Origin of the sequence: Streptomyces diastatochromogenes, assembly GCF_002242805.1 — a bacterium.
In the GTDB taxonomy this organism is placed as follows: domain Bacteria; phylum Actinomycetota; class Actinomycetes; order Streptomycetales; family Streptomycetaceae; genus Streptomyces; species Streptomyces diastatochromogenes.
In genome coordinates, this window is record NZ_MCGQ01000048.1 from 23,749 (window position 1) to 42,577 (window position 18,829).

Below are 18,829 nucleotides of genomic sequence, written 5' to 3' on the forward strand. Positions count from 1 at the left end.
ACGTACGCTCGCGGAACCGTCCGCGACCGAGAGGAGCCCGACCGTGAGCGTGCGCGTGCGCCGGATCTACGAGCCGCCGGAGCCCGGCGACGGCCTGCGGGTCCTGGTGGACCGGCTGTGGCCGCGCGGCCTCGCCAAGGAGGCGGCGCAGATCGACGAGTGGCCCAAAGCGCTCACACCGTCGACGGAGCTGCGCCGCTGGTACCACGCGGGCGAGGCCTCGTACGAGGAGTTCCGCCACCGCTACGAGGCGGAACTGGCCGATCCTGAGGCCGCCGAACTCCTGGACGGCCTCAGGACGTCGGCCCGCAAGGGGCCGGTGACCCTGCTCACGGCGTCCAGGAGTCCGGAGCAGAGCCATGCCGCGGTGCTGGCGGCGCTGCTGACGGGGTGAGTTCCGGGCATCGGCTGCATGGGCCCGCCGCTCGGTGCGGACTCGCCGAACCGTCACCCGGGGATGGCTGATCCACACTCAGGTCGTGGCTGATCCTCGTCGTGTTCACCCCGTCTGCTTGGCCGCCGCCCGCCCCGCCGCGCGGCCCGAGAACAGGCAGCCGCCGAGGAAGGTGCCCTCCAGGGCGTTGTAGCCGTGGACGCCTCCGCCGCCGAAGCCGGCCACCTCGCCGGCCGCGTACAGGCCACCGATGGGCGTGCCGTCGGGACCGAGGGCGCGGGAGTCGAGGTCGGTCTGGATGCCGCCGAGGGTCTTGCGGGTGAGGACGTGCAGCCGGACGCCGATGAGGGGGCCCGCGGCCGGGTCGAGGATGCGGTGCGGGCCGGCGACCCGGCCGAGGCGGTCGCCGATGTAGCGGCGGGCGTTGCGGATGCCCTGGACCTGGGAGTCCTTGCTGTAGGGGTTGGCGATCTGCAGGTCGCGGGCCTCGATCTGGCGGCGTACCTCGGCCGCGTCCAGCAGGGGCTTGTCGGTGAGGCCGTTCATCTTCTCGACCAGCTGCTCCAGGGTGTTCGCGGTGACGAAGTCCGCGCCCTTGTCGAGGAAGGCCTGGACGGGTGCCGGGGCACCCTTGCCGAGCAGCCGGTCCCGCAGCACGGCCTTGCGGTCCTTGGCGGTGATGTCGGGGTTCTGCTCGGAGCCGGAGAGCGCGAACTCCTTCTCGATGATCTTCCGGGTGAGGACGAACCAGGAGTGGTCGTACCCGGCGATGTCCTCGGTGGTGCGCAGGTGCTTGAGGGTGCCCAGGGTGTCGTAGCCGGGCAGGCAGGGGTCCGGCAGGCGGCGGCCCAGGGCGTCGAGCCAGATGGAGGACGGGCCGGGCAGGATGCGGATGCCGTGGCCGGGCCAGATGGGGTTCCAGTTCTGCAGGCCCTCGGTGTAGTGCCACATGCGGTCCCGGTTGACCAGGCGCACGCCCGCCTCGGCGCTGATGTCGAGCATGCGGCCGTCGACGTAGGCGGGGACGCCGGTGACCATCTCGGCGGGGGGCGTGCCGAGCCGTTCGGGCCAGTAGCGGCGGACGATGTCGTGGTTGGCGCCGATGCCGCCGGTGGTGACGATCACGGCCTGGGCGGTGAGTTCGAAGTCGCCGACGCGCTCGCGGTTGGAGGCCACGCCGCGCGGCGAGTCGTCGTCGGCCAGGACCGTGCCGCGCACTCCGCGGGCCGTGCCGTCCTGGAGGACGAGTTCGTCGACCTGGTGGCGGTGGTAGAAGGTGAGCAGCCCGTCGCGGGCGGCCTGCCGGGCATACCGGACGAAGGGTTCGACCACGCCGGTGCCGGTGCCCCAGGAGATGTGGAAGCGGGGTACGGAGTTGCCGTGCCCGTCGGCGCGCAGGTCGCCGCGCTCGGCCCAGCCGACGGTCGGCAGCAGCGTGATGCCGTGCCCCTCCAGCCAGGACCGCTTCTCGCCGGCCGCGAACTCGACGTAGGCGCGGGCCCAGCGCACCGCCCAGGAGTCCTCGTCGTCAAGGCGGTCGAACTGCGCGCTGCCCCGCCAGTCGTTCCAGGCGAGGTCGAAGGAGTCCTTGATGCCGAGGCGCCGCTGCTCGGGCGAGTCGACGAGGAAGAGCCCGCCGAAGGACCAGAACGCCTGGCCGCCGAGGTTGGCGGCGTTCTCCTGGTCGACCAGGGCGACGCGCCGGCCCCGGCTGGTGAGTTCGTGCGCCGCGACCAGGCCGGCGAGGCCCGCTCCGACGACGATGACGTCCGCGTCCATGGCGTCCGTTCCTTCCTTCCGCTTGCGTCTGCTTCGGTTGCTTCGGTTACTTCCGGTACTTCCGTCTGCGGCTCATACGGGGGTGCCGCTGCCGTCGGTCAGCAGGGCGGTGAGCAGCTGCTTGAGCCAGGTGCGGGCGGCGTCGAGGTCCTTGTCCAGCAGCAGCTGGGTGGTGACGCCGTCGTAGGCCGCGACCACCGCGCGGGCGGCGCCCTCGACATCGCCGAGCACGGCGGGCAGTTCGGTGTGGCCGCGGGCCCTGGCGAGCCGGTCGGCGACGGCCTCGCGGAGCCGGGTGCGGTGGTCGAGGAGCGCCTCGGCGACAGCCGGGTCGCGGGCCGCGTGCACCAGGAAGTCGGTCTTCACCAGCAGCCAGTCCACGTCGAGGAGCAGCACCTCGGTGACCCGGTCCACGGAGGCGGGCACGTCGAGGTCCGGCCCGTCCTGGGCGAGGGCGTCGGCCACCTGGGCGGCGATGAGGTCGGCGCGTTCCCGGTAGAGGGCGAAGAACAGCTCGTCCAGGGTGGCGAAGTTGGAGTAGAAGGCGCCCCGGCTGTAGCCGGCGGCCTCGCAGACCTCCTCGATGGAGACGCGGCCGAAGCCCTTGGCGGCGAACACCGCGAAGGCGGCGTCGAGCAGGTTGGCCCGCGTCTGCGCCCGCCGCCTGGTGACCCGCCGGGCCGTGTCCTGCGCCGCCATCTCCGAGACCTCCGTCGACCTCCGTTCGATACAGGAATGTATCCGATACATCGATGTATCGAAAGACTCTCCACCATGGGAACGTATTTTCGATTCAGGGGTACGCTGGATCCATGTCCACGCATCTGCAGGGCTCCCTGTTCGACCAGACCGACGAGCTGCGGCTCGGCTCCCTCGACGGGCTGCACCGCACCGAGCTGGGCCGGGGCGCCTGGATCGATGTGCTGCCGGGCTGGCTGAGCGGCGCCGACGCCCTGTTCGAACGGCTGGCGGCCGAGGTCCCGTGGCGGGCGGAGCGCCGCAAGATGTACGACAACGTGGTGGCCGTACCGCGGCTGCTCGCCTTCTACGCGGCCCAGGACCCGCTGCCGCACCCCGTCCTGGACGAGGCCCGCGCGGCCCTGTCCGCGCACTACGCGGCGGAGCTGGGCGAGCCGTTCACGACCGCCGGGCTGTGCTTCTACCGCGACGGACGGGACAGTGTGGCCTGGCACGGCGACCGGATCGGGCGGGGCGCCCGGGAGGACACGATGGTCGCGATCCTCTCCGTCGGCGCGCCCCGGGACCTGCTGCTGCGGCCGGCCGACGGCGGCACGACGGTCCGGCGGCCGCTCGGGCACGGCGACCTCATCGTGATGGGCGGCTCCTGCCAGCGCACCTGGGAACACTGCGTCCCCAAGACCGCCCGGGCGGCGGGACCGCGCATCAGCATCCAGTTCCGGCCGCACGGCGTGCAGTGACGCGGCCACCCTCTTGCGACGGGCGGTACGGCATCTGGTTGGCTGTCCCCCTCGATCAGTCGCTCAGGGCCTCGGAGAGACCATGCAGGCAGACGTACGCCAAGTCGCCGACGACACCTACCTGGTGCACGGCCACAACACCAACTGGGTGATCCTCAAGGACGGGGACGCCGTCACGCTGGTGGACACCGGGTACCCCGGGGACCGGCAGGGCCTCCTCGAATCCCTCGCCACGGTGGGCAGTTCGCCCGAGGCGGTCGCCGCCGTACTGATCACCCACGCGCACAACGACCACGTCGGCTCCGCCGAGTACCTGCGCGGCACCTACGGCACCCCCATCTACCTGCACCCGGCGGAAGTCCCGCACGCGCGCCGGGAGTTCCTCCAGCAGGCCACCATCGGCGACGTCGTGCGCAATGCCTGGCGGCCCGGCGTGGTGCCCTGGGCGGTGCACGTGATCCGTGTGGGCGGGACCGCGCACAACCCGGTCACCGCTCCCGAGCCGTTCCCGGCCGGGGGCGCGCTCGACCTGCCGGGCCGGCCCGTCCCGGTGCACACCCCCGGCCACACGGACGGCCACTGCGTCTACCACCTGCCCGACGCCGGGATCGTGATCTCCGGCGACGCGCTGGTCAGCGGCCACGCGACCTCGCGGCTCAAGGGTCCCCAGCTGCTGCACGACTTCTTCCACCACGAGCGCCCCCGGGCCCTGGCCTCGCTGGAGCTGATCGGGGCGCTCGACGGCGACACCCTGCTGCCCGGGCACGGGCCCGTCCACCGGGGCTCGGTGCGGGCCGCCGCCGACCAGGCCAGGGAACGCGCCTCCTGAGAACGTCCGGCGGGGCCTTAAGGTTCGTCCCATGGCCTTGCAGATCAGCGCCACGAACCCGGAGCACCCCGCGCTCCTGCTCGAACTCCCCTGGGACGTGCCCCTTGAGGAGTGGCCCGAGGAGTACCTCGTGCCGCTCCCCCGGGGCATCTCCCGGCACGTCGTGCGCTACGCGCGAGCCGGCGACGAGGTGATCGCCGTCAAGGAGCTGGCCGAGCGGCCCGCACTGCGCGAGTACGAGCTGCTGCGCGACCTGGACCGGCTGGGCATCCCCGCCGTCGACCCGCTCGCGGTGGTCACCGGCCGTACCGACCGCGACGGCGCCCCGCTGGAGCCGGTGCTGGTGACCCGGCATCTGCGCGGCTCGCAGCCGTACCGCTCGATGTTCGAGACGACCATGCGGCCGGCGACCATGCACCGGCTGATGGACGCCCTCGCGGTGCTGCTGGTGCGGCTGCACCTGGCCGGGTTCGCCTGGGGCGACTGCTCGCTGTCCAACACGCTGTTCCGCCGGGACGCGGGCGCCTACGCCGCGTACCTGGTGGACGCCGAGACGGGCGACCTGCACCCGCGGCTCAGCCCCGGGCAGCGGGAGTACGACCTCGACCTGGCCCGGGTGAACATCAGCGGCGAGCTGCTGGACCTGGAGGCGTCCGGCGCGCTGCACCCGTCCGTCGACCCCGTCGAGTTCGGCCACGAGATCTGCACCCGCTACGCCGGCCTGTGGCAGGAGCTGACCCGCACCTCGGTGTACCCGGCGGGCAAGTACCACTACATAGAGCGCCGGATACGCCGGCTGAACGACCTCGGCTTCGACGTGGCCGAGATGCAGATCGAGCACTCCTCGAACGGCGACACGGTCACCTTCGTGCCCAAGGTCGTCGACGCCGGCCACCACCAGCGCCAGCTGCTGCGGCTGACCGGCCTCGACGCCGAGGAGAACCAGGCCCGGCGGCTGCTGAACGACCTGGAGAGCTGGATGGCCACCCAGGACGACTACGCGCCCGGCGACCCCCTCGCCGCCCGCCCCGAGGTGCTCGCCCACCGCTGGGTGCGGGACGTGTTCCGGCCCACCGTCCGCGCGGTCCCGCTGGAGCTGCGCGGCACCATGGACCCGGCCGAGATCTACCACGAACTGCTCGAACACCGCTGGTACCTGTCCGAGCAGGCGCAGCACGACATAGGCCTCGACACCGCGGTCGAGGACTACATCGCGCACGTCCTGCCGAAGGCCCGCGCGACCCTGGAGCCGACGACCCCCGACTAGGTCACCAGGTCACTCGTGCGGGACCACGGCCACCGGGCACTCGGCGTGGTGCAGCACGCCGTGCGCGACCGAGCCGATGCGGGCGCCCACCGCCGTGCGGTGCGCCCGGCGGCCGACGACCATCAGCTGGGCCCGGGCGGCCATCGAGAGCAGTACCTGCCCCGCGCTGCCCATCTCGATGTGCTCGGCCACGGGCACCTGCGGGAAGCGCTCGCGCCACGGCTGGAGCGCCTCGGCCAGGGCCTTCCGCTCGTACGGTTCGAGACCGCCGGCGTCGTCCAGGAGCTTCAGCGAACCGGGGCTGTAGGCGAAGACCGGCGGCAGCGTCCAGGCGCGTACGGCCCGGACGGTGGCGCCGCGGGCGGCCGCCGTCTCGAACGCGAACCGCAGCGCGGCCGCGCTGTCCTCCGGAGCGCCGTGCTGGCCGACGACGACGTCCCGGCCGGCCGCCTCCGCCGCCGGCTCGTTCCCGGCGCGCACCAGGACCACGGGCCGGTGCGTCCCGGCTATCACCTGCTGACCGACGGAGCCCAGCAGGAACCCGACCACCGTGCCGTGCCCACGTGAGCCGAGCACCAGCATCTCGGCCTCCGCCGCGGCGGCGACCAGCGCCTCGACGGCCCCGCCCTCGAACACGTCGACGCTCATCCGAAGCTCCGGATGGCGCGCGGAGACGGCGCGCACGGCCTCCGCCACCCCGTCCGACACCCAGCCGTGCTGGGTGTCCCGGTCGACCGCGCCCAGGGCCTCGTGGAACCGCCAGGCGTGCACCACGCGCAGCGGCAGCCCCCGGCGTACGGCCTCCCGGCCCGCCCAGTCCAGCGCGGCCAGGCTCTCCTCCGTACCGTCCACCCCTGCCGTGATCGGGCGTGTCATGCGCGGGCCTCCAAGTCCTCGGGCGTCTACGGCCAGTCTTCACTACGCTGCGGGCATGCCCTTGGAATGGGAACAGGTGATCGTCGACGCGGCCGACCCGGTGGCCCTGGGCCGCTGGTGGGCCGAAGCGCTCGGGTGGGTGGTGGTCGACGACGCCTCCGACGAGTACGAGATCCGGCCGGCGCCGGACCGGCTGCCGGGGCTGCTCTTCGTACCCGTGCCGGAGAAGAAGACGATCAAGAACCGGCTGCATCTCGACTTCCGGCCCGACGACCAGGCGGCCGAGGTGGCCCGGCTGCTGTCCCTCGGGGCCCGGCACGCGGACGTCGGGCAGGGTGAGCAGCCGTGGGTGACGCTCGCGGATCCCGAGGGCAACGAGTTCTGCGTGCTGGGCCGGCGCCAAGGCTGAGATCCCGGTCCTCCGCCATCCCGGAGCGAACCCCGGCGATCGAACATACGATGGGCGGGAGCCGGTGCGGTGGCCCCAGCGACACCGCCCCGTGGATCCGATCGCTCGGGGTGGGAGACGCATGGCACAGGGTGCCGACGCAGCACGGACCGTCATTCTGACCGTGGACGACGACCCGGGGGTCTCCCGTGCCGTCGCCCGTGACCTCAGGCGGCGCTACGGCGCGTCGTACCGGATCGTGCGCGCCGAGTCGGGAGAGTCCGCGCTGGAGGCGCTGCGCGAGCTGAAGCTGCGCGGCGACCTGGTGGCCGTGATCCTCGCCGACTACCGGATGCCGCAGATGAACGGCATCGACTTCCTGGAGCAGGCCCTGGACGTGTATCCGGGGGCCCGGCGCGTGCTGCTCACGGCGTACGCGGACACCAGCGCGGCGATCGACGCGATCAACGTCGTCGATCTCGATCACTATCTGCTCAAGCCGTGGGATCCGCCGGAGGAGAAGCTCTATCCGGTGCTGGACGACCTGCTGGAGGCGTGGCGGCACAGCGACTACCGGCCCGTGCCCAGCACCAAGGTCGTGGGGCACCGCTGGTCGGCGCGGTCGTCGGACGTGCGTGAGTTCCTGGCCCGCAACCAGGTGCCGTACCGCTGGTACTCGGTGGAGGAGCCGGAGGGACAGCGGCTGCTGGCCGCGGCCGGGCAGGACGGGCAGCGGCTGCCGCTGGTGATCACCCCGGACGGCACGGTGCTGGTCGAGCCCGAGGCGCCCGAGTTGGCCGCACAGGTGGGTCTGGCGACGACGCCGACGGCGGACTTCTACGACCTCGTCGTGATCGGCGGCGGTCCTGCCGGGCTCGGCGCGGCGGTGTACGGCGCCTCGGAGGGGCTCAGGACCGTGCTCGTGGAGCGGTCGGCGACCGGCGGGCAGGCCGGGCAGAGCTCCCGGATCGAGAACTACCTCGGCTTCCCGGACGGTGTCTCGGGTGCCCAGCTCACCGACCGGGCACGGCGGCAGGCGGCCAAGTTCGGCGCCGAGATCCTGACCGCGCGCGAGGTGACGGGTCTCGAGGTCAACGGCGCGGCCCGGATCGTCCGGTTCGCGGACGGCTCGGCGATCGCGGCGCACAGCATCATCCTGGCGACGGGCGTGCAGTACCGCCAGCTGGAGGCCCAGGGCTGCACCGATCTGACCGGCTGCGGGGTGTTCTACGGCTCCGCGCTGACCGAGGCGGCCGGCTGCCAGGGGCACGACGTGTACATCGTCGGCGGCGCCAACTCGGCGGGCCAGGCGGCGATGTACCTGTCCAGGTTCGCCAAGTCGGTGACGCTGCTGGTGCGCGGCCCCGACCTGTCGGCGTCGATGTCGTACTACCTGATCCAGCAGATCAACGAGGCCCCGAACATCGAGGTGCGCAGTCACACGGTGGTCGACGCCGCGCACGGTTCTGACCGGCTGGAGCGGCTGACGCTGCGTCATGTGGCGAGCGGTGAGAGCGAACAGGTCGACGCGCAGTGGATGTTCGTGTTCATCGGCGCGGCTCCGCTGACCGACTGGCTGGGCGACACCGTGCTGCGCGACGAGCGCGGGTTCATCCTCTCCGGGCCCGATCTGACCCCCGACGGGCGGCCGCCGGTGAGCTGGGAGCTGGACCGGCCGCCGTACCACCTGGAGACCAGCATTCCCGGCGTGTTCGTGGCGGGCGACGCCCGTGCCGAGTCCGCCAAGCGTGTCGCGTCCGCCGTCGGAGAGGGAGCCATGGCCGTCATGCTCGTCCACCGGTATCTGGAGCAGTCATGAGCGGGCAGTTGATGCCGTGCAGTCCCAAGGAGATCGGCTCCCTGTTCCTGTTCGAGAAGCTGACGCCGGAGCAGTTGGGCCGGCTGTGCAGCGAGGGCCGGGTGGAGCTGTTCCAGCCCGGCCCGGTGTACGCCGAGGGTGACCAGGCCACCTGCTTCTTCGTGATGATCGAGGGCACGGTCGTGCTGTCCCGCCAGGTCGGCGGCACCGATGTGGAGGTCACCCGCAGCTCGCAGCGCGGGGCGTACGCGGGCGCCATGCAGGCGTACCTCGGGGACCGGGTGCGGCAGGTGTACAACAACTCGATGCGGGTGACCGAGCCGACGCGGTTCTTCGTGCTGCCGGCGGACACCTTCGCGGCCGTCATCAGCGAGTGGTTCCCGATGGCCGTGCACCTGCTGGAGGGGCTGTTCTTCGGTTCGAAGAACACCCAGGCCATGATCGGGCAGCGGGAGCGGCTGCTGGCGCTCGGCTCGCTGTCCGCTGGGCTCACCCATGAGCTGAACAACCCGGCCGCGGCGGCGGTCCGGGCGACGTCGACCCTGCGGGAGCGGGTCGCGAAGATGCGGCACAAGCTCGCCGTGATCGCCGAAGGCCCGTTCTCCCGGGACGCGTTGGCCGGCCTGATCGAGATCCAGGAGCGCACCGCCGAACGGGTCGCCAAGGCTCCGGCGCTCAGCCCCCTGGAGGCCTCCGACCGGGAGGACATGCTCACGGAGTGGCTGGAGGACCACGGCCTCGACTACGGCTGGCAGCTGGCGCCGACCTTCGTGCAGGCCGGGCTCGACATCGACTGGCTGGAGCAGGTCGCGGCGGCCGTGGACGAGGAGATCCTGCCCGGGGCGATCGGCTGGCTCAACTACACCATCGAGACCGAGCTGTTGATGAACGAGATCGAGGACTCGACCACCCGTATCTCGCACCTGGTCGACGCGGCCAAGCAGTACTCGCAGCTGGACCGGGCGCCCTACCGGGTGGTGGACGTGCACGAACTCCTCGACAGCACACTGCTGATGCTGTCGGGCAAGATCGGCCCGCACATCCAGGTGGTCAAGGACTACGACCGTACGCTCCCGCAGGTCCCCGGTTATCCGGCGGAGCTGAACCAGGTGTGGACGAACCTCATCGACAACGCGGTGTGCGCCATCAACAGCGCGGGCGGTGACGGCACGCTGACCGTGCGGACGGCGCTGGACCACGAGCGGATGCTGGTGGAGTTCCGGGACACCGGCCCGGGCGTCCCGCCGGAGATCAGGAGCCGTATCTTCGATCCGTTCTTCACCACCAAGCCGGTCGGTCAGGGCACCGGGCTCGGCCTGGACATCTCCTGGCGGATCGTCGTGAACAAGCACCACGGCACCCTGCAGGTCGAGTCGGTGCCCGGCGACACCCGTTTCCAGGTGCTGCTGCCGCTGACCGCCGAGACGCCCGACGACGAGGTGTCCGCCCTGACGACCCCCGAGGAGGCAGCATGAGCGGCCAGGCCGCGATCGACCCGAGCGTTCCGCCGAGCGGCACCGGGTGTGTGGAGTGCGACGAGGCCGGCGGCTGGTGGTTCCACCTGCGCCGGTGCGCGACGTGCGGGCACATCGGCTGCTGCGACGACTCCCCCGCCAAGCACGCCACCGGCCACTACCGGAAGACCGGGCATCCGGTGATCCGCAGCTTCGAGCCGGGCGAGGGCTGGTTCTGGAACTACGACACGAACGAGCTGTACGAGTCCGGGCCCGAACTCGAGCCTCCGGTCAGTCATCCGGCCGACCAGCCGGCGCCGGGTCCGGCCGGGCGGGTGCCCGCCGACTGGGCCGAGACGCTGCGCTGAACGCCCGCAGGTCAGGCACGCGGTCATTGTCGTTGCCGCGTGTCAGGATGGGGCCGTGTCACAGACCGCCTTCATCACACCGCCGTTGATCGGCCGGGACGGGGAACTGGCCCGGCTCACGGGCGTACTGGAGCGTGCCCGGGGCGGTGCGGCGCGAGCGGTGCTGATCGCCGGGGACGCGGGGGTCGGCAAGACCCGGCTGCTGGACGAGGTCGCCGGGCGGGCTGCGCGGGCCGGGACGACCGTGGTCACCGGGCACTGTGTGGACCTCGGTGACGTCGGTCTGCCGTATCTGCCGTTCACCGAGATCCTCGGTGTGCTCGCCGCCGACGAGCGGTACGCGGCCGTGCTCGCCACGCACCCCGCGGCCGACCGGCTGCTGGGCGCGGGAGCGGACCCGGCACGGGACCCCGGCGGGCGGCTCAGGCTCTTCGAGGACGTCGCCGGACTGCTCGCCGACCTGGCCGCCGCCGCACCGCTGCTGCTCGTCCTGGAGGACCTGCACTGGGCCGACCAGTCCTCCCGCGACCTGCTGCGCTTCCTGCTCAGCCGGGGCGTGTTGCACCGGCCCGGCCCCGGCCGGCGGCTCGCGGTGCTCGCCTCCTACCGCGCCGACGATCTGCACCGCCGCCATCCCCTGCGCCCCCTGCTCGCCGAGCTGGTGCGGCTGCCGGCCGTGGAGCGCCTGGAGCTGCGGCCGCTACCCGACGCGGAGGTCGCCCGGCTGGTGCGGGCCCTGCCGGAGCGCCCGCTGCCCGAGGCCACCGTGCGCGGCATCGTCGCGCGTGCCGAGGGCAACGCCTTCTACGCGGAGGAGCTGGTCGCGGCGGCCGGCGCGGACGCCGACGGGGTGCCCAGCGCGCTGGCCGACCTACTGCTGATCCGGGTCGAGCAGTTGTCGGAGACGGCCCAGCAGGTGCTGCGGACGGCCGCGGTGGCCGGACGCCGGGTCGGGCACGATCTGCTGCGGGAGGCCGCCGGGCTGCCCGAGGACGAGCTGGAGTCGGCGCTGCGCGAGGCCGTGGGACGGCAGCTGCTCGTCCCCCGGGACGGCGACACGTACGCCTTCCGGCACGCCCTCACGCGCGAGGCGGTCTACGCCGATCTGCTGCCCGGCGAGCGGTCCCGGCTGCACGGCGCGTACGCCCGCCTGCTCGCCGCGCGCGGGCACACCGCGGAGACCGCCGCCGAGCGCGCCCACCACTACCGCGAGAGCCACGACCTGCCCGAGGCGCTGACCGCGTCCCTGGAGGCGGCCGACCACGCCCAGCGGCTGGGTGCCCCGGCCGAGGAGCTGCGGCACCTGGAGACCGCCCTGGACCTGTGGTCCTCGGTGCCGTCCGAGGCGCGGCCCGGCGCCGACGGGGTCGACCCGGTCACGCTGACGCTGCGCGCCTCCGCCGCGGCCGCGCACGCCGGGGACTCCCACCGTGCGGTCTCCCTCACCCGGGCCGCGCTCGCCGAGGTCGGCCAGGACGCCGACTCCGCGCTCGCCGCCCGGATCCGCTACACCCTCGCCGGGAACCTGCTCACCGTGGACCGGCTGCAGGCCGCCTTCCGGTACAGCAGCGAGGCGCTGGCGCTGATCCCGGCCGAGCCGCCGTCGCGGACCTGGGTGTGGGCGGCGGCCACGCATGTCATGGCGGCCCGTCACCTCGGCGCGGACGAGACGGCCCTGAGCATCGCCCGGCGCGCCCTGGGGGCCGCGGAGGAGCTGGGCATGGCCGACGCCCAGGCCGATCTGCTGGTCTCCCTGGCCAACCTCGAAGGAGGCGGCCGGCGCTCGGCGCAGGGCCAGGAGACGCTGCGGCAGGCCCGGGAGCTGGCACGCTCGGCCCGGCACAGTCCCGTGGAGATGCGGGCGCTGTTCAACCAGGCCATCAGCCGCTTCGAGGCCGGCGACCTCGACGCCTGTCTGCGGCTGTTGACCGAGGCGCTGGAGCGGGCCCGCCGGGCCGGCCTGCTGTCCTCGCCCTATCCGCTGGGGATGCGGCATCTGCAGCTGCTGGCGATGTACACGCTCGGCCGCTGGGACGAGTGCCTGCGGGTGGCGGCCGACGCCGAGGCGGGGCTGCCCGCCACGGGCGCCTTCGCGGCGGGCCCCGCGCTGTACGTGGCGGTGGCACGCGGGGATCTCGGAGCGGTCGAGCGGGCGCACGCCCTGCTGGACGGCCCGTTCAACTGGATGGGCACGCTGATCGCCGGCATCGTCCTCACCGACGCCGCATCGCTGCGTGGCGACCCGGAGGCGGCCGTGGAGCGGATGCGGGCGACGCTGACGGCGCTCGGCGACGACTCGGGACGGCGGCCCGACGTGACCGTCCGGCTCGCCGCCCTCTGCCTCGCGGCCGTCGCCGATCGCGCCGCCGAGCTGCGCCGGGGCGGGGACGAGCGGGAGCTGCGCCGCTGGACGGACACCGCGACCGAGCTGCTGGAGCAGGCGCGCGGCTCGGCCGGGCGGGACGAGGAGGGCCGTCCGCAGGGGCCGGAGGGGCAGGCGTGGCTGGCCCGCGCCGAGGCGGAGTGGGCCGCTGCCGTGTCGGGGCCGGATCCGGCGGCCTGGGAGAAGGCGGTCGCCGCGTTCGGGTACGGCGACAACTACGAGCAGGCCCGGTGCCGGCTGCGCCATGCGCGGGCCCTGATGGCGGCCGGCCGTGGCGCGGAGGCGGTGGAGTGTGCGCGGGAGGCCCGGCGGACGGCGGCCGCGCTCGGTGCCGTACCCCTGCTGGAGCGCGCCGACGAGCTGATACGCGCGGTCCCTTCGCCCGGCGAGGACCGCGTCGCGGCGCTGACCGCGCGGGAGCAGGACGTGCTGCGGCTGCTCGCGCGTGGGCGCAGCAACCGGCAGATCGGCGAGGAGCTGTTCATCACCGGGAAGACGGCCAGCGTGCACGTCTCCAACATCCTGGCCAAGCTGGGCGCCGCGAGCCGTACGGAGGCGGTGGCGGTCGCCTACCGCCAGGGGCTGATCGCACCGGAGCCGACCGGTTCGGGGTGACCCGGCCGGCCCGGGGTGTCAGCGGGTGCAGTCGAGGCTGCCCGGGTCGACGGCTTCGGCCAGGGCATGCATGCCCTTGTCGTTGGGGTGCAGATGGTCGCCGTTGTCGAAGAAGGGCAGGATCCGTTCGCGGACGTAGGGGCTGCGCAGGGTGTGGTCGAAGTCGGTGACCGCGTCGAACTCCCCGCTGGTGAGGATGAACCGGTTGACGTCCTGGCGTACGGCTTCGGCGGCCGGGTCCCATTCGGACCAGCCCTCGAACGGGCCGACGGTCGCGGCCACCACGCACTTCCCGGCCGCGTGCGCCCGCTGGACGATCTCCCGGTATCCGGCTATCAGGTCGGCCGCGGTGACGCCGGTGTGGGCCTTGAGGTCGTTCACCCCCTCGAAGAGGAAGACGGTGCGCACACCGGGCAGGGCGAGGACGTCCCGGTCGAGCCGGTGGAGAGCGCTCTGCCCGGCGCCGTCCGCGAGGACCTTGTTGCCGGAGATGCCCTCGTCGGCCACGCCCTTGACGGTCGTCCCGGCCGTGCCGAGGCGCCGGGCCAGGTAGTCGGGCCAGCGCCGGTTGAGGTCGGTGGTGGACTGCCAGCCGTCGGTGATGGAGTCGCCGAGCACGGCGACGGCACCGGTGGCGCCGTTCGACGGGCGTACGGAGACGGCGTCGAGGTACCACCAGGAGCCGGTGGTCTCGGTCCAGTCGGCCGCGCCGGCCTCGGCGGTGTGGTCGCCCTGGGTCAGGTACGACGTCTGCATCGCCATCCCGTGGCCGGTGGCCGGGCCCGTCGCGTCCGGGGTGTGCAGGCTGACGACCAGGTTGACGGCGGCGGGGAGCTTTCCGGGCAGCGGGTCGCTCCACGCGACGGCGCCGGCCGGGACGGTGACCGTGCGGGCGCCGCCGAAGGTCAGCCGCCGGTTGCTGCCCGGCCGGAGTGCGGCGCCCTGGCGCTGCAGGCCGGCGTAGACGCTGTCCAGGGTCAGCGGGCGGTCGCCGAAGGCGTTGGACAGGCGGATGCGCAGGTCGCCGCCGCCGACGCTGGTGTGCACGACGAGCCGGTATCCGCGGTCGGCGGTGCCCTCCTCCAGCCGGTCGGCACTGGCCGCCCAGGTGACGACTCCGGTGGCCCGGGTGGTGGCCTCGGGCAGCCGGGCGACGGTGGCCCGGGCGGGGACGGACTGGCAGGCGACGGCCACCAGCAGGACGGTGGCGATCCGGCAGGAGCGCCCGAGCCGGCCGGTCATGGCGCGAGGTCCTTCGGTGTGACGGACTCACCGGGCTCGAGGCGGACCGTCCGGGACGTGCCTGCGTATCCCACGGAGGTCATGGTGCCGCCGATGCTGCGGATCCGCACCTCGGTGCGTTTCCCGTCCCGCCGGCGCGGGTCGACGACGAAGCCGCCGCGGGCCCCGGCGGCGGCCCAGGCGTCGGGCAGGGCGGGGCAGGAGTTCCAGACGGCCGGGGCGGGAGTACAGCAGCATCTCCACCGTGGCGGCCGGAGTGCCGAAGTTGGTGTCGATCTGGAAGATGCCCCGATGCCGAAGAGGTGGGGAGCGGTGCCGTTGCTGCCGCCACTGGACGGGCAGGGCGGTGGCGCCGGCGACGATGTCGGCCGGGGTGGAGCCGCCGGGGAAGAGGCCGACGAGCGGGGACAGGTGCCGGTGAGTGGTCTCGCCGAGGTTGTCCGGGGACATCCACTCCTCCAGCCCGCCCGTCTTCGGGCTCACGGCCGGGAGGTGGAGGCGGTCGCGGAGTGCGCCGACGGTACTCCGGACATGCGGATGCCCCGCGCGAGGCGGGGCATCCGGTGGTGCTGGTGTGTGCTGCCGTGCGTCAGTGACGGACGCCCGACGGCGTGTTGGCGGCGGTGACGTTGACCGCGGCCCACGCCTTGTCCACCGTCTTGTACTCGGTGCTGGTCGCGCCGTACAGGTCCTTGGCCGCCTTCAGCGTCGCGATGCGCGCCTGGTGGAAGTCGGTGGTGGAGACCATGTAGCGGGTCAGCGCACGGTAGAAGATGGCGGTGGCCTTGGTGCGGCCGATGCCCTTCACCGTGGAGCCGTCGTAGGTCGGCGAGTTGTAGTTCACGCCGTTGATCGTCTTCTTGCCGCTGCCCTCCGCGAGGAGGTAGTAGGCGTGCGAGGAGACACCGGAACCGGCGTGCACCTCGGTGTAGTACGTGTCCGGCGACCAGTAGTCGATCGTGCCCTCGAGCTTGTCGAGCGACGGGTGGTCGAGGCGGCGCAGGAACTTCTGGTCCAGGCCCAGCTTCTCGCCGATCAGGTAGTCCGGCGTGTCCTTCGTGTTGTTCGCGTAGAACTCCACGTTGGAGCCGAAGATGTCCGCGAGCGACTCGTTCAGCGAGCCGGGCTCGCCGTACTGGTTGCCGTCGGAGTCGACGAAGGTCGGCTCGAGCTTGGCGGTGGCCTCGACCACGCCGTGGGTCAGCTCGTGACCGGTGACGTCGAGGACGACGAGCGGCTTCTTGAACATGGTGCCGTCGCCGTCGCCGTACAGCATGCAGTTGCAGGTCGGGTCCCAGAAGGCGTTGGCGACCTTGTTGCCCCAGTGGACCATCGCGCGGGCGGCCTTGCTGTTGTTGGCGATGCCCTTGCGGTTGAAGGTCTTCTTGTAGAAGTCCAGGGTCTTGGTCACGCCGTACTGGGCGTCGGCGGCCGCGCTGGCACGGCTGGTGGTCTTGTTGTTGCCCCACACGTTGGTAGTGTTGGTGAACTTCGTGCCCGCGCCGAAGCTCTCCGTGTACTTGCCCTTGGCGTCCCGGGTCTCGGTGCCGTACCGGGTCGGGTCCTTGAGCTGGTAGTGGCCGCGCGAGGTCGCCGTGGTGGTCAGACCGACGTTGCCCACGAAGAGGGTCTTGCCGGTGCCGTGCGCGGTCGAGGGGTAGCTCGTCGCGCCGGTAGCGCTCGAGCCGAGCAGACCGGCGGAGGCGTCGGAACCGATGCCGGTGGCCGGGTCGATGGTCTCGCCGCGCTTGCGCAGCGTGTCGACCAGCTTCGGCGACAGGAACTGGTCCGCGTCGGGCGTGTTGCTGCGCACCTTGCCGGTGACGGCGTCGATGACGACCGTGCTGGAGGTGCCCTTGTCGGTGACCGTCACCTGGTAGGCGAGAGCGGAGGAGCCGTCGCGGGCGTCCACCACCAGCTCGGCCTCGCCCGCGTCGCCCTTGGCGGCCTGGGCGGCCTTGGCCGCGGCCTGACCCGCGGTCAGCTTCGCCTGAGCGGCGGAGGTCTTGACGGCGTGGCCGGCCGCACGGGTGACGCCCGTGTAGGCCAGCTGCCGGTTCAGGTGGACGACGAGGTCGCCGCCGAGCACCGGCAGTCCGTTGTGGGTGCGGACGAAGCGAACGTGGCGCGACCCGTCGGGGTCGATCATCACGTCCTGGGCCTGGAGGTCGTCGCCCTGCGAGACACCCGTCGCCGCGGTGTGGGCGAAGGCCGCGGTGCGCGCCGCCTCCACCACCACCGTGGACGTCGTGGCGGCGGACGCGGAGGTCCGCTCCACCCCCGTGGAGGGACCCGCGAAAGCCGTACCGGCCAGGCCCGTGGCAGCCGTCGTCACCGCGACGGCGACCGCCACAGTGCGTATGTGCGGTCTACGCAATCTGATCAAGGTTCCTTCGTTCGAAGGCGGCCGGGATCACCAACCGCCTTGAGACATGGCGCTGTTGGGCGCCACGGAGGCTGGTCGGGCCCCGGGGAGAACCCTTACGTATCGGTCATGCGCACGTAAAGCCGGAATGATCCATTTCGCGGATTTCTATGGCAATTCTTTACGAATGCCTTCCGCAGAGTGATCACGATAGGACCAACTGTGTGTCGGCTGTGGAGACGTTGCCCTGATCCCCTAGGTTCCCAGGCCGGAATGTGACCGATGTCGCATCAGAAACCGCATGGATGGGAGTGAGAGCCGGATGGTCTCAGCAAGGGTGGGCAGGGGTGCGGTACTCGGAGCGGTCGCGCTGTCGCTGCTCGCGGTCCCGGCGCGGGCCGCGACCGCGGAGCCGTACGCACCCACGCCGGCGGCGCTTCCGGCGCCCGACACCACCGGCCTCGACGCGGTGCTGCGCTCGGCGGTGGCGCAGGGCGCTCCCGGTGCGCTGGCCCGGATCGACGACGACGGCAGCACGTACCGGCTGAGCCGGGGCGTCGCCGACCGCGGCACGGGGCAGGGCATCAGCACCGACGACCGCTTCCGCATCGGCAGCGTCACCAAGTCCTTCTCGGCCGTGGTCCTGCTGCAGCTGGCCGACGAGCACAAACTGGACCTGGACGCCCCGGTCAACCGCTACCTGCCCAAGCTGCTGCCGGACGACCGCATCACGGTCCGGCACATCCTGAGCCACCGCAGCGGCCTGTACGACTACACCGACGACATGTTCGCCAAGAGCGTGTCCGGCTTCGAGGCGGTACGGAACAAGGTCTACACGTACCAGCAACTCGTCGCCCTCTCCCTGCAGAAGCCCCGCACCAACGCGCCCGGCGCCGCCTACTCCTACTCCAACACGAACTTCGTCGTCGCGGGCATGCTCATCGAGAAGCTCACCGGGCACTCCGTGAAGACCGAGTACGAGAACCGTATCGTCAACCCGCTGCAGCTGACCGACACTTTCTACGTCCACCCCGACACCAGGATCCCGGGCCGGCACGCGCGCGGGTACCTCACCCCGGACACGGCCGGCGCCCAGCTGATCGACGCGACCGCGCAGACGGTGTCGTGGGCGCAGAGCGCCGGCGCGATCATCTCCAGCGCGCGGGACCTGAACACGTTCTACTCGGCGCTGCTGCGGGGGAAGCTGCTGTCCGCTGCGCGGCTCGGGGAGATGGAGCGGTTCAGTCCGGTCAACAGCACCACGTGGTACGGGCTGGGGCTGCGGCGGCGGGATCTGTCGTGCGGGGTGTCTGTCTACGGGCACACCGGGGCGGTGCAGGGGTATTACACGTATGCGTTCGCGTCCAAGGACGGGAAGCGGAGCCTTACGGCTGTGGCCAACACGTCCAACAACGCGAAGGTGCTCAGCACTCTTGCGGGGACTCTGGAGTCGGCGTTCTGTGGGAAGCAGGCGAAGTCGGATGTGAAGGAGTAGGGGCTTCGTTGTCGGGTGCGGGTCGCGGGGGCTGGTCGCGCCCACGCGGCGGAGCCGCATATCGATACAGCCCCGCGCCCCTTAGGTCGGACATCTGGACGTTCGCTCATGAGTTG

General features: G+C 72.3%; 15 protein-coding genes and 1 pseudogene. 10 read left to right on the plus strand and 6 right to left on the minus strand.

The window, feature by feature from the left end; all coding sequences use genetic code 11:
• Positions 1 to 43 precede the first annotated feature (43 nt).
• A complete protein-coding gene (locus BEK98_RS40010; RefSeq protein WP_094221704.1) occupies positions 44 to 394 on the plus strand; it encodes a DUF488 domain-containing protein in 351 nt (116 codons plus the stop codon).
• Positions 395 to 499: 105 nt separating this feature from the next.
• Here BEK98_RS40010 and BEK98_RS40015 read toward each other — a convergent pair whose 3' ends face one another.
• Both BEK98_RS40015 and BEK98_RS40020 read right to left on the minus strand, forming a co-directional pair.
• Complete coding sequence (locus BEK98_RS40015) at positions 500 to 2,173, minus strand: FAD-binding dehydrogenase (RefSeq protein WP_094221705.1); 1,674 nt, start codon at positions 2,171 to 2,173, stop codon at positions 500 to 502.
• 72 nt (positions 2,174 to 2,245) lie between these two features.
• Entirely contained in the window at positions 2,246 to 2,872 is a 627-nt protein-coding gene (locus BEK98_RS40020) for a TetR/AcrR family transcriptional regulator (RefSeq protein ID WP_094221706.1), read from the minus strand.
• Positions 2,873 to 2,985: 113 nt separating this feature from the next.
• On the opposite strand from BEK98_RS40020, the gene BEK98_RS40025 reads away from it, so the two are divergent.
• The 3 genes from BEK98_RS40025 (at position 2,986) to BEK98_RS40035 (ending at position 5,708) form a co-directional block, all read left to right on the plus strand.
• Positions 2,986 to 3,612: an alpha-ketoglutarate-dependent dioxygenase AlkB gene (locus BEK98_RS40025; RefSeq protein ID WP_094221707.1), complete on the plus strand. Its 627-nt coding sequence runs from the start codon at positions 2,986 to 2,988 to the stop codon at positions 3,610 to 3,612.
• 82 nt (positions 3,613 to 3,694) lie between these two features.
• Positions 3,695 to 4,441: an MBL fold metallo-hydrolase gene (locus BEK98_RS40030; protein ID WP_094221708.1), complete on the plus strand. Its 747-nt coding sequence runs from the start codon at positions 3,695 to 3,697 to the stop codon at positions 4,439 to 4,441.
• A 31-nt stretch (positions 4,442 to 4,472) separates the two neighbouring features.
• A complete protein-coding gene (locus tag BEK98_RS40035) occupies positions 4,473 to 5,708 on the plus strand; it encodes a DUF4032 domain-containing protein (protein ID WP_094221709.1) in 1,236 nt (411 codons plus the stop codon).
• A gap of 9 nt (positions 5,709 to 5,717) precedes the next feature.
• Here BEK98_RS40035 and BEK98_RS40040 read toward each other — a convergent pair whose 3' ends face one another.
• Entirely contained in the window at positions 5,718 to 6,584 is an 867-nt protein-coding gene (locus BEK98_RS40040; RefSeq protein ID WP_094221710.1) for a universal stress protein, read from the minus strand.
• Between the two features lie 55 nt (positions 6,585 to 6,639).
• Between BEK98_RS40040 and BEK98_RS40045 the strand changes: the two genes are divergently transcribed.
• The 5 genes from BEK98_RS40045 (at position 6,640) to BEK98_RS40065 (ending at position 13,611) form a co-directional block, all read left to right on the plus strand.
• Positions 6,640 to 6,993: a VOC family protein gene (locus tag BEK98_RS40045; protein ID WP_094221711.1), complete on the plus strand. Its 354-nt coding sequence runs from the start codon at positions 6,640 to 6,642 to the stop codon at positions 6,991 to 6,993.
• A gap of 121 nt (positions 6,994 to 7,114) precedes the next feature.
• Positions 7,115 to 8,791: an NAD(P)/FAD-dependent oxidoreductase gene (locus BEK98_RS40050; RefSeq protein WP_094221712.1), complete on the plus strand. Its 1,677-nt coding sequence runs from the start codon at positions 7,115 to 7,117 to the stop codon at positions 8,789 to 8,791.
• Positions 8,788 to 10,266 (plus strand): ATP-binding protein, encoded by a 1,479-nt coding sequence (locus BEK98_RS40055; RefSeq protein ID WP_094221713.1) that lies wholly within the window; start codon positions 8,788 to 8,790, stop codon positions 10,264 to 10,266. Before BEK98_RS40050 ends, BEK98_RS40055 begins: the two co-directional genes overlap by 4 nt.
• Positions 10,263 to 10,613, plus strand: coding sequence for a UBP-type zinc finger domain-containing protein (locus BEK98_RS40060; RefSeq protein ID WP_094221714.1), 351 nt, complete (start codon positions 10,263 to 10,265; stop codon positions 10,611 to 10,613). Before BEK98_RS40055 ends, BEK98_RS40060 begins: the two co-directional genes overlap by 4 nt.
• Positions 10,614 to 10,668: 55 nt before the next feature.
• A complete protein-coding gene (locus BEK98_RS40065; RefSeq protein WP_094221715.1) occupies positions 10,669 to 13,611 on the plus strand; it encodes a helix-turn-helix transcriptional regulator in 2,943 nt (980 codons plus the stop codon).
• Between the two features lie 18 nt (positions 13,612 to 13,629).
• Here BEK98_RS40065 and BEK98_RS40070 read toward each other — a convergent pair whose 3' ends face one another.
• From BEK98_RS40070 to BEK98_RS40080, 3 genes and pseudogenes are all read right to left on the minus strand, one after another.
• On the minus strand, positions 13,630 to 14,853 hold the full coding sequence (locus BEK98_RS40070; protein WP_094221716.1) for an SGNH/GDSL hydrolase family protein: 1,224 nt from the start codon (positions 14,851 to 14,853) through the stop codon (positions 13,630 to 13,632).
• Positions 14,850 to 15,375 (minus strand): annotated as a pseudogene (locus BEK98_RS40075) (glycosyl hydrolase family 95 catalytic domain-containing protein); the annotation flags it as partial. The pseudogene BEK98_RS40075 and the gene BEK98_RS40070, both read right to left, overlap by 4 nt.
• A 67-nt stretch (positions 15,376 to 15,442) precedes the next feature.
• On the minus strand, positions 15,443 to 17,206 hold the full coding sequence (locus BEK98_RS40080) for a M4 family metallopeptidase (RefSeq protein ID WP_094221717.1): 1,764 nt from the start codon (positions 17,204 to 17,206) through the stop codon (positions 15,443 to 15,445).
• Between the two features lie 334 nt (positions 17,207 to 17,540).
• Between BEK98_RS40080 and BEK98_RS40085 the strand changes: the two genes are divergently transcribed.
• Positions 17,541 to 18,713, plus strand: coding sequence for a serine hydrolase domain-containing protein (locus BEK98_RS40085; protein WP_094221718.1), 1,173 nt, complete (start codon positions 17,541 to 17,543; stop codon positions 18,711 to 18,713).
• The last annotated feature ends 116 nt before the right edge of the window (positions 18,714 to 18,829 follow it).

Excerpts from the sequence above, each read along its gene's own strand:
- BEK98_RS40055 (WP_094221713.1), top strand. The coding sequence starts at position 8,788 with ATGAGCGGGCAGTTGATGCCGTGCAGTCCCAAGGAGATCGGCTCCCTG.
- BEK98_RS40015 (WP_094221705.1), bottom strand. The coding sequence starts at position 2,173 with ATGGACGCGGACGTCATCGTCGTCGGAGCGGGCCTCGCCGGCCTGGTC.
- BEK98_RS40045 (WP_094221711.1), top strand. The coding sequence starts at position 6,640 with ATGCCCTTGGAATGGGAACAGGTGATCGTCGACGCGGCCGACCCGGTG.
- BEK98_RS40035 (WP_094221709.1), top strand. The coding sequence starts at position 4,473 with ATGGCCTTGCAGATCAGCGCCACGAACCCGGAGCACCCCGCGCTCCTG.
- BEK98_RS40060 (WP_094221714.1), top strand. The coding sequence starts at position 10,263 with ATGAGCGGCCAGGCCGCGATCGACCCGAGCGTTCCGCCGAGCGGCACC.
- BEK98_RS40050 (WP_094221712.1), top strand. The coding sequence starts at position 7,115 with ATGGCACAGGGTGCCGACGCAGCACGGACCGTCATTCTGACCGTGGAC.
- BEK98_RS40025 (WP_094221707.1), top strand. The coding sequence starts at position 2,986 with ATGTCCACGCATCTGCAGGGCTCCCTGTTCGACCAGACCGACGAGCTG.
- BEK98_RS40070 (WP_094221716.1), bottom strand. The coding sequence starts at position 14,853 with ATGACCGGCCGGCTCGGGCGCTCCTGCCGGATCGCCACCGTCCTGCTG.
- BEK98_RS40085 (WP_094221718.1), top strand. The coding sequence starts at position 17,541 with ATGGTCTCAGCAAGGGTGGGCAGGGGTGCGGTACTCGGAGCGGTCGCG.
- BEK98_RS40020 (WP_094221706.1), bottom strand. The coding sequence starts at position 2,872 with ATGGCGGCGCAGGACACGGCCCGGCGGGTCACCAGGCGGCGGGCGCAG.
- BEK98_RS40040 (WP_094221710.1), bottom strand. The coding sequence starts at position 6,584 with ATGACACGCCCGATCACGGCAGGGGTGGACGGTACGGAGGAGAGCCTG.
- BEK98_RS40030 (WP_094221708.1), top strand. The coding sequence starts at position 3,695 with ATGCAGGCAGACGTACGCCAAGTCGCCGACGACACCTACCTGGTGCAC.